Source organism: Bradyrhizobium sp. 6(2017), assembly GCF_011058295.2.
Classification (GTDB): domain Bacteria; phylum Pseudomonadota; class Alphaproteobacteria; order Rhizobiales; family Xanthobacteraceae; genus Bradyrhizobium; species Bradyrhizobium septentrionale.
Genome location: NZ_CP049289.2, coordinates 9,695,478 through 9,721,714, shown reverse-complemented (window position 1 = coordinate 9,721,714; position 26,237 = coordinate 9,695,478). Strand labels below are relative to the sequence as shown.

At 65.2% G+C, this 26,237-nt stretch carries 22 protein-coding genes; 13 read left to right on the top strand and 9 right to left on the bottom strand.

Annotated elements, in window-relative coordinates:
• Window positions 1-42 precede the first annotated feature (42 nt).
• Window positions 43-492, bottom strand: coding sequence for a hypothetical protein (locus tag G6P99_RS46190; protein ID WP_029079591.1), 450 nt, complete (start codon window positions 490-492; stop codon window positions 43-45).
• A gap of 125 nt (window positions 493-617) precedes the next feature.
• Window positions 618-893, bottom strand: a complete 276-nt coding sequence (locus G6P99_RS46185; RefSeq protein ID WP_029079592.1) for a BolA family protein — start codon at window positions 891-893, stop codon at window positions 618-620.
• 109 nt (window positions 894-1,002) lie between these two features.
• Between G6P99_RS46185 and G6P99_RS46180 the strand changes: the two genes are divergently transcribed.
• The gene (locus tag G6P99_RS46180; RefSeq protein ID WP_029079593.1) at window positions 1,003-1,641 is read left to right on the top strand and encodes a J domain-containing protein; all 639 of its coding nucleotides are present in this window, start codon (window positions 1,003-1,005) and stop codon (window positions 1,639-1,641) included.
• A gap of 193 nt (window positions 1,642-1,834) precedes the next feature.
• Here the strand turns inward: G6P99_RS46180 and G6P99_RS46175 are convergent, their stop codons facing one another.
• Window positions 1,835-2,929 carry a citrate synthase/methylcitrate synthase gene (locus G6P99_RS46175; protein ID WP_029079594.1) on the bottom strand — a complete coding sequence of 365 codons (1,095 nt, stop codon included), beginning with the start codon at window positions 2,927-2,929 and terminating at the stop codon, window positions 1,835-1,837.
• A gap of 76 nt (window positions 2,930-3,005) precedes the next feature.
• On the opposite strand from G6P99_RS46175, the gene G6P99_RS46170 reads away from it, so the two are divergent.
• Window positions 3,006-4,229 carry a citrate/2-methylcitrate synthase gene (locus G6P99_RS46170; protein WP_029079595.1) on the top strand — a complete coding sequence of 408 codons (1,224 nt, stop codon included), beginning with the start codon at window positions 3,006-3,008 and terminating at the stop codon, window positions 4,227-4,229.
• On the opposite strand, the gene G6P99_RS46165 is transcribed toward G6P99_RS46170, so the two are convergent.
• On the bottom strand, window positions 4,230-4,892 hold the full coding sequence (locus tag G6P99_RS46165; RefSeq protein WP_029079596.1) for a DedA family protein: 663 nt from the start codon (window positions 4,890-4,892) through the stop codon (window positions 4,230-4,232). It lies immediately after the preceding gene.
• Window positions 4,893-5,184: 292 nt separating this feature from the next.
• Here G6P99_RS46165 and cobS point away from each other — a divergent pair, with 292 nt between their 5' ends.
• From cobS to G6P99_RS46140, 5 genes are all read left to right on the top strand, one after another.
• Window positions 5,185-6,183: a cobaltochelatase subunit CobS gene (cobS, locus tag G6P99_RS46160; protein WP_029079597.1), complete on the top strand. Its 999-nt coding sequence runs from the start codon at window positions 5,185-5,187 to the stop codon at window positions 6,181-6,183.
• Between the two features lie 3 nt (window positions 6,184-6,186).
• Window positions 6,187-6,597 (top strand): GNAT family N-acetyltransferase, encoded by a 411-nt coding sequence (locus G6P99_RS46155; protein ID WP_029079598.1) that lies wholly within the window; start codon window positions 6,187-6,189, stop codon window positions 6,595-6,597.
• Window positions 6,594-8,492, top strand: a complete 1,899-nt coding sequence (cobT, locus tag G6P99_RS46150) for a cobaltochelatase subunit CobT (RefSeq protein WP_029079599.1) — start codon at window positions 6,594-6,596, stop codon at window positions 8,490-8,492. The genes G6P99_RS46155 and cobT overlap by 4 nt, the downstream gene beginning before the upstream one ends.
• Window positions 8,493-8,495: 3 nt before the next feature.
• Window positions 8,496-9,578 (top strand): esterase-like activity of phytase family protein, encoded by a 1,083-nt coding sequence (locus G6P99_RS46145; RefSeq protein WP_029079600.1) that lies wholly within the window; start codon window positions 8,496-8,498, stop codon window positions 9,576-9,578.
• Between the two features lie 136 nt (window positions 9,579-9,714).
• Complete coding sequence (locus G6P99_RS46140; RefSeq protein ID WP_029079601.1) at window positions 9,715-10,827, top strand: NADH:flavin oxidoreductase/NADH oxidase; 1,113 nt, start codon at window positions 9,715-9,717, stop codon at window positions 10,825-10,827.
• Between the two features lie 21 nt (window positions 10,828-10,848).
• Here G6P99_RS46140 and G6P99_RS46135 read toward each other — a convergent pair whose 3' ends face one another.
• Complete coding sequence (locus G6P99_RS46135) at window positions 10,849-12,360, bottom strand: FAD-dependent oxidoreductase (RefSeq protein WP_198031138.1); 1,512 nt, start codon at window positions 12,358-12,360, stop codon at window positions 10,849-10,851.
• A gap of 109 nt (window positions 12,361-12,469) precedes the next feature.
• Here G6P99_RS46135 and G6P99_RS46130 point away from each other — a divergent pair, with 109 nt between their 5' ends.
• Both G6P99_RS46130 and G6P99_RS46125 read left to right on the top strand, forming a co-directional pair.
• A complete protein-coding gene (locus tag G6P99_RS46130) occupies window positions 12,470-13,000 on the top strand; it encodes a TetR/AcrR family transcriptional regulator (RefSeq protein WP_246709432.1) in 531 nt (176 codons plus the stop codon).
• Between the two features lie 104 nt (window positions 13,001-13,104).
• Complete coding sequence (locus G6P99_RS46125) at window positions 13,105-14,205, top strand: LLM class flavin-dependent oxidoreductase (RefSeq protein WP_029079603.1); 1,101 nt, start codon at window positions 13,105-13,107, stop codon at window positions 14,203-14,205.
• A gap of 77 nt (window positions 14,206-14,282) precedes the next feature.
• Here the strand turns inward: G6P99_RS46125 and G6P99_RS46120 are convergent, their stop codons facing one another.
• Both G6P99_RS46120 and G6P99_RS46115 read right to left on the bottom strand, forming a co-directional pair.
• Window positions 14,283-15,965 (bottom strand): phospholipase D-like domain-containing protein, encoded by a 1,683-nt coding sequence (locus tag G6P99_RS46120; RefSeq protein ID WP_084518364.1) that lies wholly within the window; start codon window positions 15,963-15,965, stop codon window positions 14,283-14,285.
• Window positions 15,966-16,196: 231 nt separating this feature from the next.
• A complete protein-coding gene (locus G6P99_RS46115; protein ID WP_165126843.1) occupies window positions 16,197-18,464 on the bottom strand; it encodes a DUF2235 domain-containing protein in 2,268 nt (755 codons plus the stop codon).
• Between the two features lie 221 nt (window positions 18,465-18,685).
• Here G6P99_RS46115 and G6P99_RS46110 point away from each other — a divergent pair, with 221 nt between their 5' ends.
• Window positions 18,686-19,105: a hypothetical protein gene (locus G6P99_RS46110; RefSeq protein ID WP_029079606.1), complete on the top strand. Its 420-nt coding sequence runs from the start codon at window positions 18,686-18,688 to the stop codon at window positions 19,103-19,105.
• A 47-nt stretch (window positions 19,106-19,152) separates the two neighbouring features.
• On the opposite strand, the gene G6P99_RS46105 is transcribed toward G6P99_RS46110, so the two are convergent.
• Window positions 19,153-20,331 (bottom strand): ABC transporter substrate-binding protein, encoded by a 1,179-nt coding sequence (locus G6P99_RS46105; protein ID WP_165126840.1) that lies wholly within the window; start codon window positions 20,329-20,331, stop codon window positions 19,153-19,155.
• Window positions 20,332-20,596: 265 nt separating this feature from the next.
• On the opposite strand from G6P99_RS46105, the gene G6P99_RS46100 reads away from it, so the two are divergent.
• Window positions 20,597-21,481, top strand: coding sequence for a winged helix-turn-helix domain-containing protein (locus G6P99_RS46100; RefSeq protein ID WP_334261890.1), 885 nt, complete (start codon window positions 20,597-20,599; stop codon window positions 21,479-21,481).
• Between the two features lie 19 nt (window positions 21,482-21,500).
• Here G6P99_RS46100 and G6P99_RS46095 read toward each other — a convergent pair whose 3' ends face one another.
• Window positions 21,501-22,121, bottom strand: a complete 621-nt coding sequence (locus G6P99_RS46095) for a TetR/AcrR family transcriptional regulator (protein ID WP_029079608.1) — start codon at window positions 22,119-22,121, stop codon at window positions 21,501-21,503.
• Between the two features lie 52 nt (window positions 22,122-22,173).
• Between G6P99_RS46095 and G6P99_RS46090 the strand changes: the two genes are divergently transcribed.
• Both G6P99_RS46090 and G6P99_RS46085 read left to right on the top strand, forming a co-directional pair.
• Window positions 22,174-22,431 (top strand): hypothetical protein, encoded by a 258-nt coding sequence (locus tag G6P99_RS46090; RefSeq protein ID WP_029079609.1) that lies wholly within the window; start codon window positions 22,174-22,176, stop codon window positions 22,429-22,431.
• A gap of 287 nt (window positions 22,432-22,718) precedes the next feature.
• Window positions 22,719-26,177 (top strand): acyl-[ACP]--phospholipid O-acyltransferase, encoded by a 3,459-nt coding sequence (locus G6P99_RS46085; RefSeq protein WP_029079610.1) that lies wholly within the window; start codon window positions 22,719-22,721, stop codon window positions 26,175-26,177.
• Window positions 26,178-26,237 lie beyond the last annotated feature (60 nt).

Sequence of the window (26,237 nt, the reverse complement as noted above, 5' to 3'; positions counted from 1 at the left end):
TACGCGCTCCTCAAGATGACGGGTCTGATAGGCACGCCAGAGCTACTCGATATCGATCGAGATGCCCGACAGCTTCCAGGCGCCGTCGGAGGCGATGAAGCCGAGCTGATACTTCACCTGCTTCGGCGTGGTGTCGAAATGGCCCTTCAGCCGCAGCACGCCCTTTTCGTCGATCTTGGCGTCCTCATCGAGCACGATCGGCCTGGCGACCACGGCGTCGAACACGGCGTGCTTGTCGACCAGGTCCTTGAAGATCGTCTTCAGCTTGTCGGGCGGAAACTGGTCGCGGAACGGTTTTGAGATCTTGGCATGGAATACGGTGAAATTGTTCGCCGCCACCGCATCGTTGAGCGACACCAGGATGCTCTTGATCAGCACCTCCTGGACGAACGGGCTCGGCATATCCAGCGCCGCGGCCGGGCGCATTGCGCAGATCAGGAGCAGGCCGGCGGCGGTTGCGATCGACCGGAGGCGTGGCCAGCAAGGGATCATCAACGGCCCCACGTAGATCGGTGGCGATGCGATACGCTGACCTGCCCGCATATGGAGCAGGTCCGTCGCCGAGTATCCGTCCTCAATAAAGGAAAACTGTGGCGGCGTCTTGAGGCCAGCGCGAACTAGCGCGGCTTTTCCCCGAGGGCGTGTGCATGGATCGCCAGCGCGTGCACCGAGCCGGCGAGTTCCTGCGCCAACGTCGCATTTATCATGCGATGGCGTTCGATCCGGCTCTTCCCTTCGAAGGCCGGAGACACAATATATACCCTGAAATGCGTCTCGCCGCCTGGCCTGTGGCCGGCGTGGCCTTCATGCAGATGTGACTCATCGACCACGTCGAGGCTTTCGGGCAAGAAAGCTTCACGCAACTTGTTTATGATAGTGTCTTTGGTGCTCATGGCGGCGGAGTTAGGTCCGCGACGGCTTTTCGTCAATGGTGCAAGCGGGAAACGAGGTCTGCGCAATGTCAAGACTTGAAGAATTGTGCATTGCGTAGTCAAAGAGAACATGCCGATCGATTCATCAAAATTCTTCGACTCCATTCGCATCAAGCCGACCAAGGTGAGTGCGAAGCGCACGGCGCAGGCCGGCGAGCAGGCTGTGACCTGCGAGTGGGCGGGTTGCCAGAACAAGGGTGCGCACCGCGCCCCGAAGGGGCGTGAGAATTCGCGCGAATACTGGCACTTCTGTCTCGATCACGTCCGCGAGTACAACCAGTCCTACAATTTCTTCCAGGGCATGAATCCCGACGATGTCGCGCGCTACCAGAAGGACGCGCTGACCGGCCATCGCCCGACCTGGAAGATGGGCGCCAACAGCGGCAAGAAGGGCGACGACGGTCTCGACGCCGCCTCCGATCCGTTCCACGTGTTCTCCGAGCTCAACGGCCGCGGCCGCTGGCGCCCCGGACCGGGCGGCGCGGAGCCGAAGCCCGAGACCCGCAAGGTCATGAATGCCGAGCGCAAGGCGCTTCTGGTGATGGGGCTCGGCGCCGGCGCGACGCTGGAAGACGTGAAGGCGAAGTACAAGGCGCTGGTGAAGCAGCACCATCCCGACGCCAATGGCGGCGACCGCTCCACCGAGGATCGCCTGATCGAGATCATCAAGGCGTATAATTACCTGAAGACTGTGGTGCGCGAGGCCTGAGTTTTTGCCTCTGTCGCACTTGTGAAAATGCGCCGTTTCGCACCTCCCCTTGAAAAGGGGAGGTCGCTTTGCTCGCCAGAGCAAAGCGGGTGGGGATCTGCTCTCTCCACAAACACCGTCATCTGCGGCTGACCCCCATCCCAACCTTCCCCCGTTCAGGGGGAAGGAGAAGAGCCTCGTAGCCCTTTAGCGTTCAGCCCTTCGGCACTGCCCCGACATAGGATGAGCTCGGCCGGATCAGCCGTCCGGTGCGCCGATGCTCCAGGGCGTGCGCGGTCCAGCCCGCGGCGCGGGCCACGGCGAAGATCGGCGTGAACGCCTGCCGCGGGATTTTCAGCCCGTCGAGCAGGATCGCGGTGAAGAACTCGACATTGGTCTCGAGCGGCCGCTCCGGGTTCTTCTTGCGCAATGCCCCGCGGATATAGGCCTCGACCTCGCCGGCAAACGGCAGGTCGGCGCCGTCGGCCTCCAGGCGCTCGATCGCAACCTTCAGCACGTCGGCACGCGGGTCGCGCACCCGATAGACGCGATGGCCGAACCCCATCAGCCGCTCGCCGCGCGCCAGCGCGTCGTCGACCCAGGGCTTGATGCGCTCGCGCGTGCCGATCGCATCCAGCATCTCGAGCACCGGTTCCGGCGCGCCGCCATGCAGCGGCCCGGTCAGCGCGCAATAGCCGCCGGTGATGGCCGCGAACAGGTCGGCCTGGGTGGAGGCGATCACCCTTGTGGTGAAGGTCGACGCGTTCATGCCGTGATCGCAGACGGTGACGAAATAGGCGTCGAGCGCGGCGACCTCGCGCGGCGCGGCCTTGCGGCCCAGCAGCATCCGCAGCGTGTCGGCGGCGTGGCTGGCATTCGCCTCGGGCGCGATCGGATCGCTGCCCCGGGCACGCTGGACCAGGGCGCCGGCGATCACCGGGAAGGCGCCGACAATGGTCGCCTCGTGCTCCAGTCCGTTCTCGCCGCGCAGCCCTGCGATCGCGGCGCGGAAGCCGTCGCCGATCGACATGCCGCAGGTCGCCGGCAGCAGGTCCTCTAGCCGCGCAAAGGCGCGCTCGCGGGCGGCGCCGAGGCTGGCGCGGACATTGGCCTCGCTCAGCGACTTGCCGGTGGCGCCGTTCCACAGCCGCGCCGTGACGCCCTCGAAGCTCGACTTGCCCGCGAGGTTGGCGACGTGCTCGCCGGCGATGATCAGTTCGCCGCGCTCGCCGTCAACATGGCTCAACACGGTCTCAGCGGCGGGAACGCCGTCCAGACCGATCTGACTCTTGGTGAGATGCACATTCATGGCCCGATCTCCTTGCTTCACGCCTTCAAGGTCGGGCCTCTCGACGAGTTGATCAATCTTGATTATATCAATCAATATGAAAAAATCCGTCGAGCTTTACCTCTCCGCCCGGGAAGCCGCCGCCGAGCTCGCGATCTCGCCGGCGACCCTCTACGCCTATGTCAGCCGCGGGCTGATCCGCTCCGAGCCATCGCCGGATTCGCGCAGCCACCGCTACCGCGCCGAGGACATCCGGGGCTTGAAGGAGCGCCGCGTGCCGTCGCCGGAGCCGCGCGGGTTGCGCAATTTCGACGCCGACCTGCCGGTGATGGATTCGGCGATCGCCACCATCACCGAGCAGGGCCCGATCTATCGCGGCGTGAATTGCGTCGATCTGGCCGAGCGCGACACGCTGGAGCACACCGCGACGCTGCTCTGGGACGTCACCGGCGTTGATCCGTTCGCCTCAGACAATTGTCCGCATGTCTCGGATGAAATGCGCGCGATCGCGGAGGCCGCGCGCCGCGCCCAGCCGATCGACCGCACGGTCGCCGTGCTGGCGCTGGCGGCAAGCGCCGATCCCGGCGCCTTCACGCGTGCGCCCGACGGCCGCGCGATGGTCGGCGGGCGCATTCTGCGGCTGCTGGTCGCGACGATGCTGAACTCGGCGCCATCGGCGGACCTGCTGCACGAGCAGGTGGCGCGGGTCTGGACATCGGACAACAAGCACGCGCCCGATCTGATCCGCCGCGCGCTGGTGCTGCTCGCCGAACATGAACTGAACGCCTCCACCTTCACCGCGCGCTGCGCGGCATCGACCGGGCTCAATCTGTACGACGCGGTGATTGCGGGGCTCGTCGCGCTGAAGGGGCCGATGCATGGCGGCGCCGGCGTGCTCGCTTCGCGCCTGGTCAGGACAATGATCGACAACGACGTTGCGCCGGTCGTTCGCGAGCGCGTCGCGCTGGGCGAGCGGTTCGCCGGCTTCGGGCACGGCGTCTACAAGAAGGGCGACCCGCGCGCGATCTCGCTGCTCGAGGCGCTGACGCGGGCCGGCGCACCGCGCAAATTCACCCGGGAGGTGCCCGAGCGGATCGCGGAGGCGACCGGCGAATTCGTCAACATCGATTACGCGCTGGCGGTGCTGGTGCATGCGCTGCGGATGCCGGCGGGCAGCGAACTGGCGCTGTTTGCGATGGCCCGCAGCGTCGGCTGGATCGCGCATGCCAGCGAGCAGCTTCAGCTCGGCAAGCTGATCAGGCCTCGCGCGCGCTATGTCGGCCCGGCGCCCGGGCGGGCCGGCGCGACCAACAGTATCTAGCTATTTGGCCGGCTTGGCCGGTTCGATCAGGCTGCCGCCATGGCGGCGGCGGATGGTCCAGATCGCGAGCGCCAGGATCACGGCGCCGCCCGCCACCGCAAACATCCAGAGATGCTTGCCGACATGCTCGTGATGCGGCAGCCCGGCATAGTCGTGCAGCGCGGTGACGGCGAGCACGCCGGGCAGTACATGCGCCGGCGCCCAGAGCAGGATCGCGGGGATGTTGACCGCGTAGAAGCGCGCCGGCGGCATGTCGAGCGCACCGGCCGTGATCGGCACGAAGGCGCGGATCGGCGGCACGAAGCGGGCGAAGAACACCGCGAGCACGCCCCAGCGGTTGAAGAAGGCCTCGCTCTGCGCGACCACGCGCGGATAATTGGAGAGCGGCCAGGCCGAGAGGATCTCGCGCTGGCTGCGGTGGCCGATCATATAGGCCGTGCCGTCGCCGAGCATCGCACCGGCAGCCGCCGCGGCGAGCACCGGCCAGAGCTTCAATTCGCCGCCCGGCACCAGTGCGCTTAGCGCCAGGATGATGGTCGAGCCCGGCACCAGGGAGCCGACCACCGGCACCGCCTCCAGCAAGGCGGCCAGAAACAGGGTCAGATAGGCAAGCCAGGCATGGGCTGAAACGAACGCAATCAAGGGGTCCAGGAATGAAGTCACAAAATTCCCATGTGGCGGTGATATCGATCTGAGAGCTATCAACTCCCCGCCGGGCTGAAAAGTGCCCGGCCGGGCAGGCCGCATTGGCGCTGCGGCGAAAGTACGGCGGGATTTGCAGGGCAGCCTTCCAAAAACCGAGTTTCACTCCTATCTTTATGATAGAACAACGAAACTTTGATTTGCCCGCGGGCTTCTGCCGGCCGTTGCTCTCTGCTAGGCTTGTGCGAAGCACCCCATCCGCAGCCAAATGACCTAATCTGGTTTCGGGAATGCCCGGGACCTCGGAGGATGAATGACGACCGCCGTCCAGACCAAAGAGCAAGAACCCGTCGGAATGCCCGACATGAAGGTGTCGGTTCGGCAGGTCTTCGGGATCGATAGCGATCTGGAAGTTCCCGCCTATTCCGCAGTCGATCCGCACGTGCCGGAAGTCGACAGCGATTATCGCTTCGACCGCGCCACCACGCTTGCGATCCTCGCCGGCTTCGCCAAGAACCGCCGCGTGATGGTCACCGGCTATCACGGCACCGGCAAATCGACCCACATCGAGCAGGTTGCGGCCCGCCTCAACTGGCCCTGCGTGCGCGTCAATCTCGACAGCCACATCAGCCGTATCGATCTCGTCGGCAAGGACGCCATCGTGGTCAAGGAGGGCAAGCAGGTCACCGAATTCCGCGACGGCATCCTGCCCTGGGCCCTGCAGCACAATATCGCGCTGGTGTTCGACGAATACGACGCCGGCCGCCCGGACGTGATGTTCGTGATTCAGCGCGTGCTGGAAGTCTCCGGCCGCCTGACGCTGCTCGACCAGAACAAGGTGATCAAGCCGCATCCGGCGTTCCGCCTGTTCTCGACCGCCAACACGGTCGGCCTCGGCGACACCTCGGGCCTCTATCACGGCACCCAGCAGATCAACCAGGGCCAGATGGACCGCTGGTCGATCGTCACCACGCTGAACTACCTCGCCCATGACGAGGAAGTGGAGATCGTGCTGGCCAAGGCGAAACACTATCGCACGCAGGAAGGCCGCGACATCGTCAACAAGATGGTGCGACTTGCGGACCTCACCCGTAACGCGTTCGCCAATGGCGACCTGTCGACGGTGATGAGCCCGCGCACGGTGATCACCTGGGCCGAGAACGCCGACATCTTCAACGACATCGGCTTCGCGTTCCGCGTCACCTTCCTCAACAAGTGTGACGAGCTGGAGCGGCCGCTGGTCGCCGAGTTCTACCAGCGCTGCTTCAACGTCGAGCTGCCGGAATCCTCGGTCAACGTGGCGCTCAGCTAGTCCATGCCGAAAATCTCCGTCGAGCGCACAGTCACACAGACGAAGAAGGCGGTGCTCGGCGGATTGCTCCGCTACAACCACGAGAAGATGGGGAAGCAGAAGTACAAGCGCTTCGCCATCTCGCTGCGGCAAGGCGACGAGATCGTCGGCGGCATCGTCGGCGAGGTCTGGACCGCGGTGTTGTTCATCCAGTTGTTCTGGATGGAGCAAAAGTTTCGCAACAGGGGTTTTGGCGCGAAGCTGATCAAGGCGATCGAGGACGAGGCGCGGCGCTTCGGGGCGACGCGATCCTATCTGGATACGATGAGCTTCCAGGCGCCGGGCTTCTACCGCGCCAACGGATATAAAGAGTTCGGTTCGATTGAGGGGTATCCCGGCGGCGTCACGCGCCACTGGCTTACGAAATCACTATGACAACCTCCAATATCAAATTCCGTCCCGGGTCGAAGGAAGCGCCGACCGAGCCGTTCAAGCGCTCGGTGTCGGCGTGCCTGAAGGCGATCGCCAAGAAGCCGGAGCTCGAAGTCAGCTTCGCCGCCGAGCGGCCGGGGCTTGCGCCCGGCAAGGCGCGGCTGCCGGAGCCGGCGCGCAAGATGACCAAGCGCGATGCGGCGATCGTGCGCGGCCATGCCGATTCGATCGCGCTGAAAATCGCCTGTCACGATCCCAAGGTGCATCGCAAGCTGATGCCGGGCAATCCGCAGGCGCGCGGCGTGTTCGAGGCAGTCGAGCAGGCGCGCGTCGAGGCGATCGGCTCGCGACGGATGTCCGGCGTTGCGAAGAACCTGACCGCGATGCTCGACGATCATTTCCATCGCGGCAAGTATGACGAGATCACCGACCGCGCCGATGCGCCGTTGTCGGACGCGCTGGCGATGCTGGTGCGTGAACGCCTGACCGGCATGGCGCCGCCCGCGGCCGCCAAGAAGATGGTCGATCTCTGGCGCCCGACGCTGGAGGACAAGATCGGCTCGCGGCTCGACAAGCTCAGCCGCTTCACCGAGGACCAGGCCAAGTTCGGCGACCTCGTCCATGATCTACTGTCGGCGCTCGACCTCGGCGACGACCGCAACATGGATTCCGACGATGACGACGATCAGGACGAGAACCAGGACGGCGAGAGCGATCAGTCCGGTGCCGAGGGTTCGCCCGATTCCGATGCCGCGCAGGAGATGAGCGCCGACCAGGCGCAGACGACGGCGGAAGAGATGAGCGAAAGCGCGATGGAGAGCGCGCAGGCCTCCACCAGCGATACGTTTGACGACGGCGAGCTCGGCGACGATGAGACGCCGGGCGAGGCGACGCGGCCGAATTCACGCGGCCAGAACGAGCCGCGCGGTCCGGAATATCATGCCTTCGCGCCGAAGTTCGACGAGGTGATCGCGGCCGAGGATCTCTGCGATCATGACGAGCTGGAGCGGCTGCGCTCCTATCTCGACAAGCAGCTCGCGCATCTGCAGGGTATCGTGGCGCGGCTTGCCAACCGCCTGCAGCGCCGCCTGATGGCGCAGCAGAACCGCGCCTGGGAGTTCGATCTCGAAGAGGGCATCCTCGACCCGGCGCGGCTGTCGCGCGTCGTGACCGATCCCTATCACCCGCTGTCCTTCATGCATGAGAAGGAGGCGACCTTCCGCGACACCGTGGTGACGCTGCTGCTGGACAATTCCGGCTCGATGCGCGGCCGTCCGATCACGGTCGCCGCTACCTGCGCCGACATCCTGGCGCGCACGCTGGAGCGTTGCGGCGTCAAGGTCGAGATTCTCGGCTTCACCACCCGCGCCTGGAAGGGCGGGCAGTCGCGCGAGGCGTGGCTTGCCGCCGGCAAGCCGGCCAATCCCGGCCGCCTCAACGATCTGCGCCACATCATCTACAAGTCCGCCGACGCGCCGTGGCGTCGCGCGCGGAAAAATCTCGGCCTGATGATGCGCGAGGGCCTGCTCAAGGAGAACATCGACGGCGAGGCGCTCGACTGGGCGCACAAGCGCCTGCTGGCGCGTCCCGAGCAGCGCCGCATCCTGATGATGATCTCCGACGGTGCGCCGGTCGACGATTCCACGCTGTCGGTCAATCCGGGCAACTATCTGGAGCGGCACCTGCGTCACATCATCGAAGAGATCGAGACCCGCTCGCCGGTCGAGCTGATCGCGATCGGCATCGGTCACGACGTCACGCGCTACTATCGCCGCGCCGTCACCATCGTGGACGCCGAAGAACTCGGTGGCGCCATCACCGAAAAGCTCGCCGAGCTGTTCAGCGAGACCCACGGCTCGGCGCCCGCTCAAGGCACCCGGCGCCGCCTCCACTCGTGAGATATGCGCTCACACCTTAGCCGCCGCCGTTTCCTTCGAGATATGGCGGCGGGACTGTCGGCGGCCGCGCTGCCGCGTCTCGCGCAGGCACAGAGCGCCACCGAGCCGCCGCTGACGCCGGGACCATCCGGCAGGCCGGGCCGTCATCGCGTGGACGAACCTGTCGCGGTCGAGGTCAATGCGCGGCCGCTGCCGTCGTTCGACATCCGCGATCGTGCGCGCACGCGGTTCGGCGCGCTGGAATATCGCAGCGGCCTGATCCTGACCTCGTCGTTCTCCGGCTTCGGCGGCCTCTCCGCATTGCGGCTCGATCCCAAGGGCGAGCGCTTCATCGCGGTCAGCGATCAGGGCAGTTGGTTCACCGGCCGCATCGTCTATCGCGGCCGCGAGATGGCCGGGCTCGACGATGTCGAGGCGGCGCCGCTGCTCGCCTCCGACGGCAGGCCGATCACCGCGACGCGCGGCTGGTACGATTCGGAATCGCTCGCGCTCGACGGCTCGTTCGCCTATGTCGGGCTCGAGCGGGTCAACCAGGTGCTGCGCTACGATTTTTCCAAGGGCTTTACCCGGTCGCGCGGCGAGGTGGTGCCGCTGCCGGCGGCGGCGCGCAAGCTGCCCAACAACAAGGGGCTAGAGGCGCTGGTGTTCGTGCCGAAAGGCCAGCCGCTTGCCGGCACGCTGATCGCGTTCTCGGAGCGCGGGCTCGATGCGAGCGGCAATCTGATCGCCTTCCTGGTCGGCGGCAAGACGCCGGGGCAGTTCAGCGTGCGCCGCACCGAGAATTTCGACATCAGCGACGCGGTGCTGCTGCCGTCGGGCGAACTGTTGATCCTCGAGCGGAAGTTCTCCTGGCTCGGTGGCGTCGGCATCCGCATCCGCCGCCTCGCGCTGTCCGACATCGCGCCCGGCGCCATCGTCGATGGCCCTGCGATCTTCAACGCCGATCTCGGCAACGAGATCGACAACATGGAAGGCATCGACGCCCATGTCACCGCGGAGGGCGAGACCGTGCTGACCATGATCTCGGACGACAATTTCTCACTAATCCAGCGCAATCTGCTGCTGCAGTTCACGCTGGTGGACTGATCCGCCGCGCCGAAGGGGCGGCGCGATCGCATTGCTGATCTGCGTCCCGGCCCGCGTGGCCGTCCGGACGGTTGGTGATCGCGGCCGCCGCCTCTATCTTAACCGTGCCCTTTCCCCGATCCCGGATACCGTCCACATGAGCACCCTGTTTTCTCCGATCGAACTGCGCGGCCTGAAACTCTCCAATCGCATCATGGTCGCGCCGATGTGCCAATATTCGGCGATCGACGGCTCCGCCAACGACTGGCACTTCACCCATATCAACATGCTGGCGCTGTCGGGCGCCGCGATGTTCTGTATCGAGGCCACTCATGTCGAGGATATCGGGCGGATCACGCCGGGCTGCCTCGGGCTTTACAGCGATGCCAATGAGGCGGCGCTGAAGCCGATCCTGGCCTCGGTGCGCAAGCATTCGAAGGCGGCGGTCGCGATGCAGCTCGCCCATGCCGGCCGCAAGGCCTCGAGCCAGCGGCCCTGGGAAGGCGGGCAGTTGATCCCGATTGCCGAGGGTGGCTGGCAGACGGTGGCGCCGTCTGATGTCCCGCACAAGGAAGGCGAGGCCGCACCGGTCGCGCTCGACGATGCCGGCCTGAAGCGGATCCGCGAGGCCTTCGTCGCCTCAGCAAAGCGGGCCGACCGGCTCGGCATCGACGCGATCGAGCTGCACAGCGCGCACGGCTATCTCTTGCACCAGTTCCTGTCGCCGCTCGCCAACAAGCGCACCGATCGCTACGGCGGCTCGCTCGAGAACCGGATGCGTTTCCCGCTGGAAGTGTTCGATGCGGTGCGCGCCGTGTTTCCCGATCGCAAGCCGGTCGGCGTCCGGGTCTCGGCGACCGATTGGGTCGAGGGTGGCTGGGACGTCGCGCAGACCATCGAATATACGAAGGAGTTGAAGAAGCGCGGCGTCGACTGGATGGACGTCTCCTCCGGCGGCGTCTCGGCGCTGCAGAAGATCCCGCTCGCACCCGGCTATCAGGTGCCGGCGGCGCAGGCGGTGCGGGAGGCGACTGGCGTCACCACGATGGCGGTTGGCCTGATCACGGAAGCGAAGCAGGCGGAGGAGATCGTCGCCTCAGGGAAGGCCGACATGGTCGCGCTCGCCCGCGGCATGCTCTACGACCCGCGCTGGGGCTGGCACGCCGCCGCCGAGCTCGGCGGCGAGGTGAACGCGCCGCCGCAATACTGGCGCTCGCAGCCCTCGACGCAGAAGGCGCTGTTCGGCAAGACCACGTTCGGGGCGCGCTGACCGCGCGCCTCGCCTGCGAGGTCAATGCGTGGCGGGCCCGAACCATCGCACCAGCGCGGCGTCGAGGCCCATCGTATCGGCGTCGTCGGCCGCCCAGGCGATGCAGGCATCCGGACGGATCAGCAGCGAAGGGCCGCTGCGTCTTGGCATGCATCGGACAAAGATGTCCCAGTGGGCTGCGATCGCTGACGCAGCGCTGCCCGTGGCATCGAGCAGCACGGCCCTGCCGTCCTCCATCTGATCGAACAGCGTCGTTGCCGCGCCGTCGTCGCCGAGCGCAAAATTGCCGGCGAGCCGGCCGACCAGCGGATGATCGCTGCCGAGGTCGTAGCGGATCTTGATGCCGCTGATCATTTCGCCGAAGTAGCGGGTGCCCTCGTCGAGGCTCATCAGCTCCGCGACGATGTCGCGCAGCGCGTCGGTCATGGCATCCGGCCGCATCAATGCGACCTGGGCGCGGGTGTTGGCGAGCACCTTCGCCGCGATCGGATGCCGCTCCTCCGTATAGCTGTCCAGCAGGCTCTCCGGCATGCGATCGCAGACAACCGCCGCAAGCTTCCAGCCGAGGTTGACTGCATCGAGCAGGCCGAGATTCAAGCCCTGCCCGCCGAACGGCGAGTGCACATGCGCCGCGTCGCCCACCAACAGGATACGTCCCCTGCGATAGTCGGTGGCCTGCCGCGCGTGGTCGGTGAAGCGCGTGGCGGTCTTGACGGCGGTGACGCGGACGTCGGCGCCGCTGATCCGGCGCAGGGTGGTCTCGATCTCCTCGCGCGTCACGGGTGCGCTGCGATCGGCCGGCGGCCCGTCGAACTCGGCGAGGAACACCCGGCCGGGAATCGGTCCATACGCCATCATGCCGACCGGCGTTCGCCGCCAGCCGACTGGCAGCAGTCGATCCGGATAATCCAGCTCGACGATGGCCTGGTGTCCGGTGAGGGTCGGGTCGGTGCCGGGAAAGTCGAAGCCGGCGCGCTTGCGCACCGCGCTGCGTCCGCCGTCGCAGCCGACGAGATAGGCGGCGTGCAGCTCGACATCGCCGGACGCACCCGTCGTCCGCGCCACGACGCCGTCTCCGTGATCCCCAAAATCGATCAGCTCGCAGCCGCGCCTGATCTCGATCCCGAGCGCCCGGGCGCGCTCGCCCAGCATCTTCTCCAGGGCTTGCTGGTTCACGCCGCGCAGCCGTCGGTCCGGCTCGTGCTGCCGTGTCTGGTCGATCAGGAAAATGCCGGAGAAGTGACCGCCGAATTTCTTGAACGGCAGTTCGCTCTGGCCGTCCGCGCCCTTCATGAGGCGGGACATGCTCTCCGCCATGGCGCGTTCGACCGCATCCATCGCGTCGGCAAGGCCGCGGCGCTCCAGTGCCTCGCCTGCGAGGGCGCCGATCGCGCCGGCCTTGATGGTCTGGTCGGGCTCGCTCAGCCGCTCGATGACGACCACGTCGGCGCCGCCCAGGGTCAATTCGATCGCCAGCAGCAGTCCGGTCGGCCCGGCGCCGACCACCACCACATCCGTTCGTTCACGCGTCACGCCGTCACCATATTTTTATACTGGGTATAATATTTAGTATGCGACGCGTCAGGCGATCTCGGACGTCGCCACCGAGCTGTTTTTGGAACGCGGCTTCGACAATGTTTCGGTGGCTGAAATTGCCGAGGCCGCCGAGGTCTCCCGGATGACGGTGTTCAATTACTTTCCGCGCAAGGAAGATCTGTTCTTCGACCGCGAAGAGGAAAGCCGCCAGATTCTGAAGACCGCGTTTGCCGAGCGAGCACCCGGCGAGGCGCCGCTCGTGACCCTGCGCAAGCTGGTGCAGAGCCTGGCGGATCGAGCGCATCCGTTCGCGAAATTCACCGATGCAACGGCGAAATTCTGGCGCACCGTCGCAGAGAGCCCGGCGCTCGCGGCGCGGGCGCGCGAGATGCGTGACGAGTTCATCGATGATCTCGCGACCGTGCTGGCGGGCGCGATCAAGCGGCCGCTCGCCGACGCCGATGCCCGGCTCGCCGCTTCGATGGTGGTGACGGCAATCACCGTCGCCTATGCGGAAGGGCTTCGCGCGCACAAGGCCCGCAGATCGGCCGCATCGTCACGCGAGGCCTTCCTCCAGATCATGGAGCGAAGCTTTTCGGGGATCGCGGCCATGCTGAAGGATACGCCCTACGCATAATCCCGGCCCGGCTGCATGCGACAAGGCCATTGTTCTGCCGCGGCCATGGCGGGTACTCTTCCATCGCGTGCGGAAGACGCGCATCAGACAAAGAGAGGAAACCCATGGAACTCGGATACTTCGCGATGCCGTCGCATCCGCCGGAGTGCGGATTGAAGGAGGGCCACGACTGGGACCTGCGGGTGCTGCGCTGGCTGGACGAGCTCGGCTACCAGGAAGCCTGGATCGGCGAGCATCACACCGCACCGTGGGAGCCGCACCCGTCGCCTGATCTGTTGGTCGCGCAGGCTTTGCTGCAGACCAAGACTCTGCGCATCGGCCCCGGCGGTTTCCTCCTGCCCTATCATCACCCCGCCGAACTCGCGAACCGCGTTGCGATGCTCGATCACATCTCGAACGGGCGATTGAACTTCGGCGTCGCGGCTAGCGGCCTGCCGAGCGACTGGGCGATGTTCAACGTCGACGGCATGTCGGGCCAGAACCGCGACATGACCCGCGAGGCGCTCGAAATCATCCTGAAAATGTGGACCGAGCCGGCGCCGTGGACCCACAAGGGCAAGTTCTGGACGGTGACCAAGCCGGACACGATGTTCGATTTCCTCAAACCGCATATCAAGCCGCAGCAAGCGCCGCATCCGCCGATCGGCGTCGCCGGCCTGTCGAAGAACTCGGACACGCTGAAGCTCGCCGGTGAACGCGGCTTCATTCCGATGAGCCTCAATCTCAATCCTGCCTATGTCGGCAGCCATTGGGACTCAGTGGAAGCCGGCGCCGCCAAGACTGGCCGCAAGCCGAGCCGCAAGGACTGGCGCATGGTGCGCGAGGTGTTCGTCGCCGACACTGATGCGGAGGCGTGGAAGCTCTCGACCGGCGACATGATGGGCCGGATGATGGGTGAGTATTTTCTCCCCTTGCTCGGTCACTTCGGTTTCAAGGATTATTTGAAAGCCTCGCCCGACGTGCCTGACAGCGAAGTCACCGTCGAATATTGCGCCCGCAACAACTGGATCGTCGGTTCGCCCGCGACCGTCACCGAGAAGATCGAGAAGATCTACCAGGAGGTCGGCGGCTTCGGCGTGCTGCTGGTGTTCGGCTTCGACTACAAGCACAAGCCCGAGGCCTGGCACAATTCGCTGCGGCTGCTGAAGCAGGAGGTGCTGCCGCGGCTGAAGCATCTCGACGCCTCGGTCGGCCGCGCGGCGTAGCGAGTGAGGTAGAACGCGGGGCAGCGGCGACGCTGCCCTGTGTTTCATGTCATGACCCCCGATAGGAGATCAGGCAGTCAGGTCGTGCCGAGCCAGAACCGCGTCTCGGTTTCCGCCCAACCCTTGCCGATGCGGTTGCTCAGCCAGGCATCGCTGCGCTTCAGCCCCTTGTCCGTCTGGCCCTCCGGCGTGTTGCGCCAGGCCTGCCAGCGATACTGACCGTAGATGCTGACGATGCGCGCGGCGTAAGTTAGCGCGAGCTGCGAATCGCCTCTGATGATGACGAGATTGTCGTCGTTCTTGGTGCTGGCGCGGTCAGAGAAATTGTGCGAGCCGGTCATGACCACCGGGTTCTTGCCGGCCGGATCCAGCACGATCACCTTGCTGTGCACGGCGATCATGAATTTTCCGGTGTTCTTGATCTCGTGCTCCCACCAGTCGGCGGTCTTGTCGATGCCGGCGGGCCGGATCACGTCGGCGATCTGCTTGCCCTTGAACACCTGCTGCTGGCCGTCGCCGGCCAGCAGTTGCAGCTGATCCTTCGGGCTGTCCTTGCCCTGCGCCGGGAAATTGTTGAGCACGCCGCGGACATAGAGCTTCTTGTCCTGCGCCTTCTCCAGGATCGGGCCGAGCAGGCCCTTGTTGCCGGGATTGAGCATCAGGCACACCGCGCCATGCTCGGTGTCCTCGATCATCTTGGTGGCTTCCTTGAGATCGCCGCTCTTGGTGGTCGGCGTGAACCAGACGCTGACCTTCGACGGGCCGATGGTGAACGGCCATTCCTTATCGCCGGCCACCGCCAGCGCCTTCGGCGACTTGCTGCCGTCGTCGTAGATCAGCTTCCAATGGTCGTAGTAGGCCGCGGCGATCTTGTCGTCGGTGATCTCGAGGCCGTTGTTGTTCTGGGTGCACAGTCCGGTGCGCGTCCAGTTGGTGCTGCCGGTCCAGACCGCCTTCGGTGTCTGCGCGCCGTCGCAGAACACCGCGAACTTGTTGTGCGCGTAGCGGCTCGGCGCGATCTTGCGGCGAACGATGTCGACGCCGGCCTTCTTCAGCACGCCGGCGTTCTTCTCGGTGTCCTTTGCCGTGGCGTCGGACTTGCCGGTGCTGTTGCCGAGCACGACATGGGCCTTGCCTTTCAGCGCGGTCAGCGCCGCGATCAGTTCGGGATCGTTGAGCTCGTAAAGCGCGAGATAGACGTCGCGCTTGTTCTTTTTGGCATCGGCCAGTAACGCGAGCAGGCGGGCGCCAAGCTGTCCCTTGAGGAAGTCGCGAATCTTGTTGCCCTTGGTCGAGATCGCCTTCTCCAGCGTCTGCGCCGGCTTCTTGTCCTTGCCGATCGCGCGCGACAGCCATTGCGCCGAGATCGTGCCGCGGTTGAACCACGGCTTCAGCGGGCCCGACGGCGTCGCGGAGACGTAGTCGGTCCATGTCGACGGCGCGTTGGCCGCAGGCTTTACCTTGGTATCGCCGTCCTTGAGGACGGGCACCACGCCGTAGCGGACCGGAGCATCGGCCGGCGCCAGGAAATCGGTCCAGTTGGTCTTCTGCACCGGCCATTCGGTGCTCGGCCGATGCTCGCCGGACTTGTGGCCCTGCGCCTGATCCTCGAACCCGACCCAGGTGTCGACCACGGTCGCGGTCTTGCCCTGCTGCTGGCGATACAGCGCGAAGCCCAGACAGTTCGGGATCATTGCCGATACTTCCCAGACCACGAAGATGCCGTCTGTGGTTGGAAACGCCTGAATTCGGGAAATCATGGTGATGCCTCCAAATCGCTGGTGAAAATAGCCGGTCGATATGAAACTGGCGCGTCAGCACTCCCCGGGGATCCGTGGTGTCGCGTCGGATCGTTCCAGGCGTCTGGCAGCCCATCTAGCAAAGGGAGCATAGCAGCTGATCTACAACCCGAACTGTCGGCTGGATCACAGATGGATCACGCCGGGCGGCTCCGTGTCGGGTCGCGATCCTGTGGGCGCGGCTCGGCCCCCCTACAGCAACCGCACCGTGACCTTCGCCTTGCCCTTGTGATCGCCGTAGAACCATTTGTAGACCCAGGGCAGGCCGATGACGGCCTGGTTGACGTAGAGGAAGATCTCGCCGCTGCGATCGGCCGTGAACCGCGCCTTGTAGACCTGCGGATCGGTGTTGGGCGCCGGCGCCGGATCAAGAAAATACTCGTCGACCCCGGTCTGTCCGACCCGTGCGATCAGCCTGAACCACGGCCGGAACAGGACGCGCCGCAGGAAAATCGTGGCGTAACCACGCCAACGTTTTGCGGCCTCGATCGTCGACGTGCGGTATCCGACCGGCGTCACCGCCCGTCCGGCGTCCTCCCACGGCTCCGCCATGGTGATCGCGATCTCGTACTTGAACCCGGTGCGGACCTTGAGGCCGGTCGGCGCACAAATCGCGCTTGTATCGAAGTCGGCTGCGTCCTGCGGGACGCCCTTGTCGACGGCGACAAGCTTGTCGGCCGCGGTGCCCGTGCAGAAAGCGCCCATCGAGTCAGCGGCATTGAACAGGAAATGGCTGAGCAGTGTCGCGCTGAACCAGACCAGCAAGGCCGTCAGCAGGAACGGAACGGCGTGTCGCTTCCCGAAGTTGAGGATCCACTGATAGACCGCGCTGGTGCGGAATCGATAGATCGCATTGTGCACGATTCCGGAGAGCGGCGTCGGGTTCGCGCGGTCGCGCCAGATGATCCGCATCCTGTCCCTGATCGCGGCGCTGAGCGAGGTGCCGACGCCCATCAGCAGGAAAACCGCAATGACGCCGCCGGCGAACCATTCCGGGTTGCCGGCATACCAGTCCGTCCACCAGTGAAACGAATCGGGCAGGAACGATTGGACGAAGCGCACCAGCTCCGAAATCATCCTGAACCAGGAGCTGAATTCGTGCTCCTTGTGCTGGTTGTGGAACAGCCAGAACGCGGCCAGATGCAGCGACGCCGCCAGCGTGGCGAAGTAGGCGATCCGGCGCATCCAGACATAATTCCACAGCTTCTCCTGCGCCGCATAACGCGCCGGTGCGCTCGCCGGCGTCTCGAACGTCGTCTCGCCCAGCGGCGTGATCTGGCCGCTGCGGGAGACAATCACGTAGTTCGGCGGAAGTCCGATCGGGGCATAGGCATTGGCGCCGCTGTCGATCCGCTCGAACACGCTTTCGTGGATTTTCGGCGTCGGCACGCTGACAAGGGCATAACGATCGTTGCAGAGCTCGGCGACCTTGCGAGGGCCATACCGGTAGTAGGAGCCGAGGCCCGCGCGCGAATCATAGAGGCGGCCGTCCTTGTCCTCGGACGATCTGATCGACTTGATCGCATCGGGATCGGCGGTCGGTGCGCTCTTGAACACCAGGCCGCGCTTGACGGCTTCGTCGACCAGCCAGGCCAGCGGCACGAAGGCGACGGCATCGTCAGGATAACCGCCGCCGACATTGGCATGCATGCCGACGAACCAGACCTGGACCAGACGTTCGCCATCGATGGTTGCGGGCACTGCGGGTGCGGGCTGTCCCAGCTCCTGCTCGGTCCAGAGCACCGGATGGAATGTCGTGCGCTCGTCGTCGAGGGCCAGCGCATGTCGCGCCCACTTGACCCGCGGGCTGAGAATCCGGTTCGGCAGTTCGAGCGGCCACACCCAGTTGGAGATGCCGCGGGTCATCTCGTCGATCGGCAGACCATAGGCCGCGACGGTATCCCAGATGCCGATGAACTCGATCGCGGCGACCTGCTTCCGGGCGATCTCTGCATAAGACTTGTTGCGCCGGAGGCGGTCCCACACCGGCACAAGGATGTAGTCGCGCAGCGCGCGGAACGGCACCTCGATGCGCCAGATCGAGTGGTAGCCCTCAGCCCGGTACGCCCGGTAGGCCTTCACCGCGCCGTCATGCAGTTCGGATTCGGTGTCCGCGACGATCAGGCCCTGATCGAGGATGAGTGCGGCAAGCGTACGCACGGTGAATGCGCCGCGGCTGAAGCCGAACAGGTAGATCATCGAACCGTTCTCGTGGTCGTAGTTTCGGCAGATGAACTTGTAGGCATCGAGGATATTGCGCTTGAGGCCGTAACCGAAGGCGCCGCCGAGCAGCGCAAGCGGGACGAACGACGACGTGCCGACGCCGTCATCATACTTGGCGGCCTGGCTGTTGCCCTGCAGATCGAGCGACTGGAAGATCCGCCAGACATTGGTTCGCCAGACGCTGGAGGCGGCGTTGCCGGTGCCATCGGACAGAATGATGATCTTGGGGCTCGGCATTGAAAGACGCTCGCTGAAAAGAATGAAGCGGATCGCGCAAGGTAGTAGTAGCGGATTCGATTGCTACTTTGGATCGATGTTTAGTCATTCCGTGCCACGATAGATGTGAACTGGCGCACAATAGCGTCGCGTGGTCGCAGCCATGTGAGCGGCGGCGGCTTTCGCGATGCTGCGAAAAGGCCTAGCCTGCCAGCGGTGCAATTCATTGATGAGGCACAGCCATGCGCAGCCGCGTCAGAAAGTTTGCCCATATCCTGGAGCGCTTCGGCCTTGCTTTGGCGGGAGCCGCGAGCGGTCTGTTCGTCGCCATCCATGTCGGCTCGAGCGTGTCGGCGCTGACCTCGCAGGCCTTCTTGCTGCTCATGATGCTGGGCGGCGCGATCGGCTTCTATGTCGGCATCGATACGCCGCCAAAGCTCTTCCATCCGAAGGACTCGAATTCGACGCGCAAGATCGACGCGGCTGAGCTGCTCAGCGCGGTCGGCACCTTCCTCGCGACCATGGTTGCATTCTTCTCGGTCGGTGTCGTCGTGCTGCGCAGCGAGCCGGACATCGCCTGGACCGCGACCATCATGGCGGGCTGGGTGCTCGGCGTCGCCATGCAGATCGTCGCCGGCACGATCGCGCGCACCCGCGTCTGAGGCGTCGAAGCGACGCCGCGCCGGAAGAGTTGCCGCTCCGTCCTGCTTTACCTGTTCGCGACCTTGGTGGGATCCTTGATCGCCTGGAAGGTTTCCTGCTCGACGCTGTAGAGCTCGCCTCCGATCTTCTCGACCTTGCGAATGTAGATGTTGTGGACGACTTCGCGGGTCTTCGGATCGATCGACATCGGGCCGCGCGGGCTTTCCCAGGCCATGCCCTTCATGGCCTCGACCAGCGCGTCGCCGTTGGTCTTGCCGCCGGTAGCCTGCAGCGCCTGGTAGATCAGATGCATGCCGTCATAGGCGCTGACGCTGATGAAGTTCGGGCGGACATTGGCGTTGGCCTTGCGGAACGCGGCGACATAGTCGCGGTTCAGGTCCGACGGATGATAGGCGGAGTAGAACCCCGCCGTGATCGTGCCGATCATGGCATCGCTCATCCCCGGCAGGTCCTCGTCGTCGGCGATGTCGCCGGGGCCGATCAGCTTGATCCCGCTCTTGTCGAGCCCGCGCTCGACAAACTGTTTGGCCAGGATGCCGGCCTGGCTTGTCGGAACGAAAATGAACAGGGTGTCGGGATTGCCGTCCCGCGCGCGCTGCAGGAACGGAGCGAAGTCGGGATTGGCCAGCGGCACTTTCAACGCCTCGACGATCGATCCGCCTGCCGCGGTGAAGCTCGCCGCAAACACGCCGGCGGCTTCGTGCCCGGGTGCCCAGTCGGACGCGATGATGGTGGCCCGCTTCGATCCGTTCTTGGCCGCCCAATCAGCCAGTACGCTGGCCTGCTGCGCGTGCGTCCAGCTGGTGCGCACGAAGTAGGGCGACCGATCGGTCACGATCGACGTGCCCGAGACCATGACGACGGTTGCGGTCTTGCTCTCATTGACCAGCGGTGCGAGCGCCAGCACGCTCGGCGTCAGTCCGCCACCGAGGATCGCGACCTTGTCGTTGACGATCAGCTCCTGCGCAATGCGCTTGGCATTGTCGGGCACGCTCGCGTCGTCCCGGACGATCAGTTCGATCTTGCGGCCGGCGACCGTGTCGCCGTGTTGCGCCATGTAGAGCCTCGCCCCAGCGACCGCCTGTTTGCCGACCGGCCCTAAAACGCCGGTCAACGGCATCACCAGGCCGACCTTCACGACGTTCTGCGCCTGGCCGTGTCCTGATTGCACTGCCGCGAGCGCCAGGACACCCCCGACCAACACGGCAAATGGCGTCCTCGACATGGTCAACCTCCCGCGTGCCCGGAAATGATGCCAGGCCGGTCTGCCACTATCGGCTGCGCCGCGGGGAAGTCCTGATGAAGAAGTGACAGAACGACGATTTTCCTGCTAAATTTCCCGGATTGGTGCCGTCTGTGGGCATGGAGTGACCTCTATGAACCCGGCGACTGATTCCGTATTGATATTTGATGCCTTTGAGCTGGACTTCGCCCGTGGCGTCGCGCGCGCGGATGGCGTCGAACTTGATCTCAGGCCGAAGTCGTTCGCGGTGCTCGGCTGTCTCGCCAGAAATGCCGGGCGGCTGGTCTCCAAGCAGGATCTGCACGAGGCGGTGTGGGGCCACGTCGCTGTTTCAGACGATTCGCTGGTCCAATGCATCCGCGAGCTGCGCCTGAAACTGCGGGATGACGACCACCGCATCATCAAGACGGTATCGCGCCGGGGTTATCGCCTCGATGCTAAGCCGATTTCGGCATCGCACGAACACGCACCGCGGGATGCCGCGGGCGCGACATCCGCTCCGCGCGCCGTTGCAGGACGCTTGGCCGTGTTTCCCCGATGGTTGCTTGTCGCCGGCCTGTCGGCGATCGCCTTCGCCGCGCTCGCATTCGTGCCGCCGATCGCAAACGGGATGCGGCATCCCCTGGCGGAATTGGCGAACTGGTTCGCGCCGCAGGATCACGGCATTGTGCCAGATCAGGATGTCGAGCGGATCACTGCGCTGGCCGTCGAGAAGCAGTTGCCGCTTCCGGCCTTTCGCGTTCACGCGCCGGCAAACGACGTGCCGGACAGTGTCCGCCGCTTTCTCGGCGTGTGGGTGAGCGACGAAGGATGGATCAACTCGCACCGCCAGTTCATGATGATCGTCACGAGCGTCGATCGGGATGGTGTCGCGACCGGCTATCTCGTGAATGGACCGGCCATGCCGCACAGCCGTACACCCGGACCTGGCTTTGCCGGCGGCTTCACCGGGCATGTCCTGGACGACACCTTGCGATACGACGGCAATGCTGGACTGCATTCGGCCTCCATCACCGCGGACGGACGGATCGAGTTCAAGCTGATCTTCCGGGAGGGCGGCACCGGAGTGGTATTTCTTGAGCCGCTCTGGACGCTCGGCCGCTCAGGGCGCGTCGCACGCAATCAAACATGATCGCGGCACGCGAGCCTGACTACGGCCTGCGGGTTACGCCCAATCCAGCAAGATGCGTGTCGACGAATTGCGCGAGCCGCTCGCGCAGCCGCTCCGGCGGCACCGCGACCATGCGCTCCTCGAGGCCCAGCGAGATGATGCCGTGGACCGCGGAGAACATCATCCGCGACAGCAGCGCGACATCGTCGGGAGCGCGATCGGGCAGCAGCCGCAGCAGCGGCGCGTGCATCAGCGCGAACGCGTCCATCACCATCACGAGGATATCTTCCGGAAATGGCCGGTCGTCCTCCATCCGGTGCTCGAACAGCGAGCGCAGCAGATTGGCGTGCTCGCTCGCGAAGCCGAGATAGGCGTCGGCGAGCCCGTGCAACTGGCGCAGGGGATCGTCGACTGGAACCGCCTTGAGCCGTGTGGTCAGGGCCTCGACGGTCTCCCGGTTCACCGTCAGGATCAGGCCATCGAAGTCGCCAAACTCGTTATAGACGCTGCCGATGGAGCATCCGGCGGCCTCGGCGACGTCTCGAACCTTCAATGATCTCAATCCCTTAGTGGCGATTAACCGCCGTGCGATCTCGATCAGCAGGGTCCGCCGCTGAAGTTTTTTCCGGTCTCGTCGTGATTCTTCTTGAACAATGTTCATTTTCGTATTACTAATTTGAGCGTTGCTCAAGTTGGCTTAGGAGGCCACTCACATGCAGACCCTAGCACTTCAATTGACCACCACCCTTGTCGATGACGCGATCGAGTTCGTGAAGGGCTTTGGCCGCGCCATCCTCTCCCCGGCGATGGAGCCGATCGAGCGGATCGCCCGTGCCTGCGACGTCGCAGGTGTCCTGGAACAGCGGTGCGCGGACCGGCGCGCGCCGCGTCCGGCGGCCTCGGGCAGCCGCGGGTGCAAGCCGCGCCACTGTCGGTGGTCGCCGTTCCGCGGGTTGAGTGAACTGACCTGAAGCGGTCCGGCGGCAATTGTCGCCGAAACCTCAACAAAGCGCTCACCATGTCCCCCGCGAACCCGCCTCGGCGCCGAGCAACCCCAGGTCTGGATAAGGTCTCGTACATCTCTGGCGGGCAATGTCCCGGTATTCCGGCGCCGGCGGATGTGCGCCGGTTCGAACCGATACGTTGCGGAAAAGACTAAAGGCTGCGGCATCTCCGTCATTTTACCACGCTCACCATTCTCTGCCACCCGAACTCGCAGACCTGCCAGCGCCTTGCGCGCTAACCCAAGGAAACGGTCATGATCAAGGAATTGATGTCGTCCCGCCGCTTCGCGCCGCTGTTCTGGTCGCAGTTCTGCTCGGCGTTGAACGACAACGTGCTGAAGAATGCCCTGGTGATCATGCTGCTCTATGGCGTCGCCAACGAGCAGGGGCCGGCGCTGGTTCAGCTTGCGGGTGCGGTCTTCATCGCGCCGTTCTTTGTGCTGTCGGCGCTCGGCGGCGAGCTCGCCGACCGTTACGTCAAATCCGTCGTCGCCCGCCGGCTGAAGTTCTTCGAGATTTTCGCCGCGGCGTTTGCCGCAGCCGGCTTCTTCACCCATTCGATCCCGCTGCTGTTCATCGCACTGGCGCTGTTCGGCATCGTCGCCGCGCTGTTCGGTCCGGTGAAGTATGCGGTGCTGCCCGACCAGCTCTCGGTCTCCGAGCTTGCTACCGGCAACGCGCTGGTCGAGGGCGCAACCTTCATGGCGATCCTGATCGGCACCATTGCCGGTGGCATGTTCGTCGCCGGCGCCAGCCACATGGGCTGGATCTGCGCCGCCGTCGTCGGCCTGTCGGTCTTGTCCTGGGCGTTCGCATCCCGCATCCCCCTGACGCAGCCCTCCGCGCCTGATCTGTCGATCACCAAGAATCCCTGGACCTCGACCGTGCGCCTGCTGAAGTCGCTCTACGCCGAACCGCGGCTCTGGGACGGCATGGTGATCGTGTCCTGGTTCTGGATGGTCGGCGCGATCGTGCTGTCGCTGCTGCCCGCGCTGATCAAGGAAGGCGTCGGCGGCACCGAGGGCGTGGTCACGCTGTGCCTCGCCGTGTTCGCGATCGGCATCGCCGCCGGCTCGCTGTTCGCGGCGCAGCTGAGCCATGTCCGTCCGAATCTCGCGCTGGTGCCGATCGGCGCCATCGTGATGGGCGTGATCGGCCTCGACCTTGCCTGGGCGATCGCAACCACGTCGCTCGGCAAGGAGGTCACCGCGGCTGCGTTTGCGAGCTCGTTCGGCGGCTTCCGCATGCTGGCCGACTTCTTCCTGTTCGCCTTCGGCGGCGGCCTGTTCGTGGTGCCGTCGTTTGCCGCAGTGCAGGCCTGGACCGCGCCGTCCGAACGCGCCCGCATCATCGCCGCCGGCAACATTTTGCAGGCCGGCTTCATGGTCGCCGGTGCGGTGTTCGTCGGCGCGCTGCAGGCCGCGGGGCTTGCGATCGCCTGGATCTTCTTCGGTCTTGCCATCGCGAGCTTCGGCACCGTTTGGTTCGTGCTGAGCAAGTGGGGCAAGGAGGGCGTGCGCGATTTCGGCGCGTTGCTGTTCCGTGCGCTGTTCCGGGTCGAGGTGCGCGGCATGGAGAACCTGCCGCCCGAGGGCACGCGGATGCTGATCGCGCCCAACCATGTCAGCCTGGTCGACGGCCCGCTGCTGCACGCCACCCTGCCGATCGATGCGAGCTTCGCCGTCGACACCGGCATCTCCAAGGCGTGGTGGGCCAAGCCGTTCCTGAAGATGATCAAGCACTACACGATGGATCCATCCAAGCCGCTGGCCGCGCGCGACCTGATCAAGCTGGTGGCCGCCGGCGAGCCGGTCGTGATCTTCCCGGAAGGGCGCATCACGGTCTCCGGTTCGCTGATGAAGGTCTATGACGGCACCGCGATGATCGCCGACAAGGCCGATGCGGTCGTCGTCCCGGTCCGCATCGAGGGCGCGCAGCGTTCGCATCTCAGCTATCTCAAGAACGGCGAGATCAAGCGCTCCTGGTTTCCCAAGGTGACGATCTCGATCCTGCCGCCGGTGAAGCTGCCGATCGATCAGACGCTGCGGGGCAAGGCGCGCCGCAACGCCGCCGGTGCCGCGCTGCAGGACGTCATGATCGACGCCATGGTCAAGAACGCGATGCTCGACCAGACGCTGTTCGAGGGCCTCGGCCACGCCTGTCGCGACCGCGATACCGGCAAGCCGATCATCGAGGACGCGCTCGGCACCAAGCTGACCTATCGCAAGCTGATCCTCGGCGCGCAGGTGTTGAGCCGCAAGCTCGAGCAGGACACCGCGGTCGGTGAGAATGTCGGCGTGCTGCTGCCGAATTCGGCCGGCGTCGCCGTCGTTTTCTTTGCGCTGCAGACCATCGGCCGCGTGCCGGCGATGCTCAACTTCTCGGCCGGCCCGGTCAACGTGCTGGCCGCGATGAAGGCGGCGCAGGTCAAGACCGTGCTGACCTCGCAGGCCTTCATCGAGAAGGGCAAGCTCGACAAGCTGATCGCGGCGATCGCGGGCCAGGCGCGCGTCGTCTATCTCGAGGATGTCAGGGTCGGCATCAGCCTCGCCGACAAGATCGCCGGTTTCCGCGCCGGCATCGCGCCGCGCGTCACTCGCAACGCCAACGATCCCGCGGTCATCCTGTTCACCTCGGGTTCGGAAGGCACGCCGAAGGGCGTCGTGCTGTCCCACCGCAACATCCTCGCCAACGCGGCGCAGGCGCTGGCGCGGGTCGATGCCAATGCCAATGACAAGGTGTTCAACGTCTTGCCGGTGTTCCACTCGTTTGGCCTGACCGGCGGCATGATGATGCCGCTTCTCGGCGGCATCCCGATCTTCATGTATCCGTCGCCGCTGCATTACCGGATCGTGCCCGAGCTGATCTACCAGACCGGCGCGACCATCCTGTTCGGCACCGACACGTTCCTCACCGGCTACGCCCGCTCGGCGCATGCCTATGACTTCCGCACGCTGCGGCTCGTCATCGCCGGTGCGGAGGCGGTGAAGGAGCGCACGCGGCAGATCTACATGGAGCGTTACGGCATCCGCATCCTCGAAGGCTACGGCGTCACCGAGACCGCGCCGGTGCTCGCGATGAACACGCCGATGGCGAACCGCCAGGGCACCGTCGGCCGCATCTCGCCGCTGATGCAGTATCGTCTCGATCCGGTCCCCGGCATCGAGGAAGGTGGACGTCTGTCGGTGAAGGGCCCGAACGTGATGATCGGCTATCTCCGTGCCGAAAATCCCGGTGTGCTCGAGCCGCTGCCCGATGGCTGGCACGACACCGGCGATATCGTCTCGGTCGACGCGCAGGGCTTTATCGCGATCAAGGGCCGCGCCAAGCGCTTTGCCAAGATCGCCGGCGAGATGGTCTCGCTGTCCGCGGTGGAGACCATGGCGACCGCGCTGTGGCCGCAGGCGATGTCGGTTGCGGTCACGCTGCCCGATCAGCGCAAGGGCGAGCGCATCGTGCTGCTCACCACGCAGAAGGATGCCGACCGCGCCGCGATGCAGCGCCAGGCCAAGAGCGCCGGCGCCTCCGAGCTCGCGGTGCCCGCCGACATCCGCGTCGTCGACAAGGTGCCGCTGCTCGGCACCGGCAAAACCGACTATGTCGGCGCCACCGCGCTGGCCAAGGAACTGGCCGCTGCGCCCGCCGCGCAGGCTGAGCCCGCCGGCGAGGAGGGCGAGGCCGCGCCGGAGCAGCTCGCGCAACACGTGGCATGACGGTTGGCATGATGGTTGTGCTTTTCGGGAGCATGTTGTCAGATAGACGGCAACTGCTCC

Coding starts and splice junctions, on each gene's coding strand:
- G6P99_RS46125 (WP_029079603.1), top strand. CDS start 13,105: ATGGAACTCGGATACTTCGCGATGCCGTCGCATCCGCCGGAGTGCGGA.
- G6P99_RS46145 (WP_029079600.1), top strand. CDS start 8,496: ATGCGCTCACACCTTAGCCGCCGCCGTTTCCTTCGAGATATGGCGGCG.
- G6P99_RS46170 (WP_029079595.1), top strand. CDS start 3,006: ATGAAAAAATCCGTCGAGCTTTACCTCTCCGCCCGGGAAGCCGCCGCC.
- G6P99_RS46120 (WP_084518364.1), bottom strand. CDS start 15,965: ATGATTTCCCGAATTCAGGCGTTTCCAACCACAGACGGCATCTTCGTG.
- G6P99_RS46090 (WP_029079609.1), top strand. CDS start 22,174: ATGCAGACCCTAGCACTTCAATTGACCACCACCCTTGTCGATGACGCG.
- cobS (WP_029079597.1), top strand. CDS start 5,185: ATGACGACCGCCGTCCAGACCAAAGAGCAAGAACCCGTCGGAATGCCC.
- cobT (WP_029079599.1), top strand. CDS start 6,594: ATGACAACCTCCAATATCAAATTCCGTCCCGGGTCGAAGGAAGCGCCG.
- G6P99_RS46085 (WP_029079610.1), top strand. CDS start 22,719: ATGATCAAGGAATTGATGTCGTCCCGCCGCTTCGCGCCGCTGTTCTGG.
- G6P99_RS46190 (WP_029079591.1), bottom strand. CDS start 492: ATGATCCCTTGCTGGCCACGCCTCCGGTCGATCGCAACCGCCGCCGGC.
- G6P99_RS46115 (WP_165126843.1), bottom strand. CDS start 18,464: ATGCCGAGCCCCAAGATCATCATTCTGTCCGATGGCACCGGCAACGCC.
- G6P99_RS46095 (WP_029079608.1), bottom strand. CDS start 22,121: ATGAACATTGTTCAAGAAGAATCACGACGAGACCGGAAAAAACTTCAG.
- G6P99_RS46110 (WP_029079606.1), top strand. CDS start 18,686: ATGCGCAGCCGCGTCAGAAAGTTTGCCCATATCCTGGAGCGCTTCGGC.
- G6P99_RS46140 (WP_029079601.1), top strand. CDS start 9,715: ATGAGCACCCTGTTTTCTCCGATCGAACTGCGCGGCCTGAAACTCTCC.
- G6P99_RS46175 (WP_029079594.1), bottom strand. CDS start 2,929: ATGAATGTGCATCTCACCAAGAGTCAGATCGGTCTGGACGGCGTTCCC.
- G6P99_RS46180 (WP_029079593.1), top strand. CDS start 1,003: ATGCCGATCGATTCATCAAAATTCTTCGACTCCATTCGCATCAAGCCG.
- G6P99_RS46105 (WP_165126840.1), bottom strand. CDS start 20,331: ATGTCGAGGACGCCATTTGCCGTGTTGGTCGGGGGTGTCCTGGCGCTC.
- G6P99_RS46185 (WP_029079592.1), bottom strand. CDS start 893: ATGAGCACCAAAGACACTATCATAAACAAGTTGCGTGAAGCTTTCTTG.
- G6P99_RS46155 (WP_029079598.1), top strand. CDS start 6,187: ATGCCGAAAATCTCCGTCGAGCGCACAGTCACACAGACGAAGAAGGCG.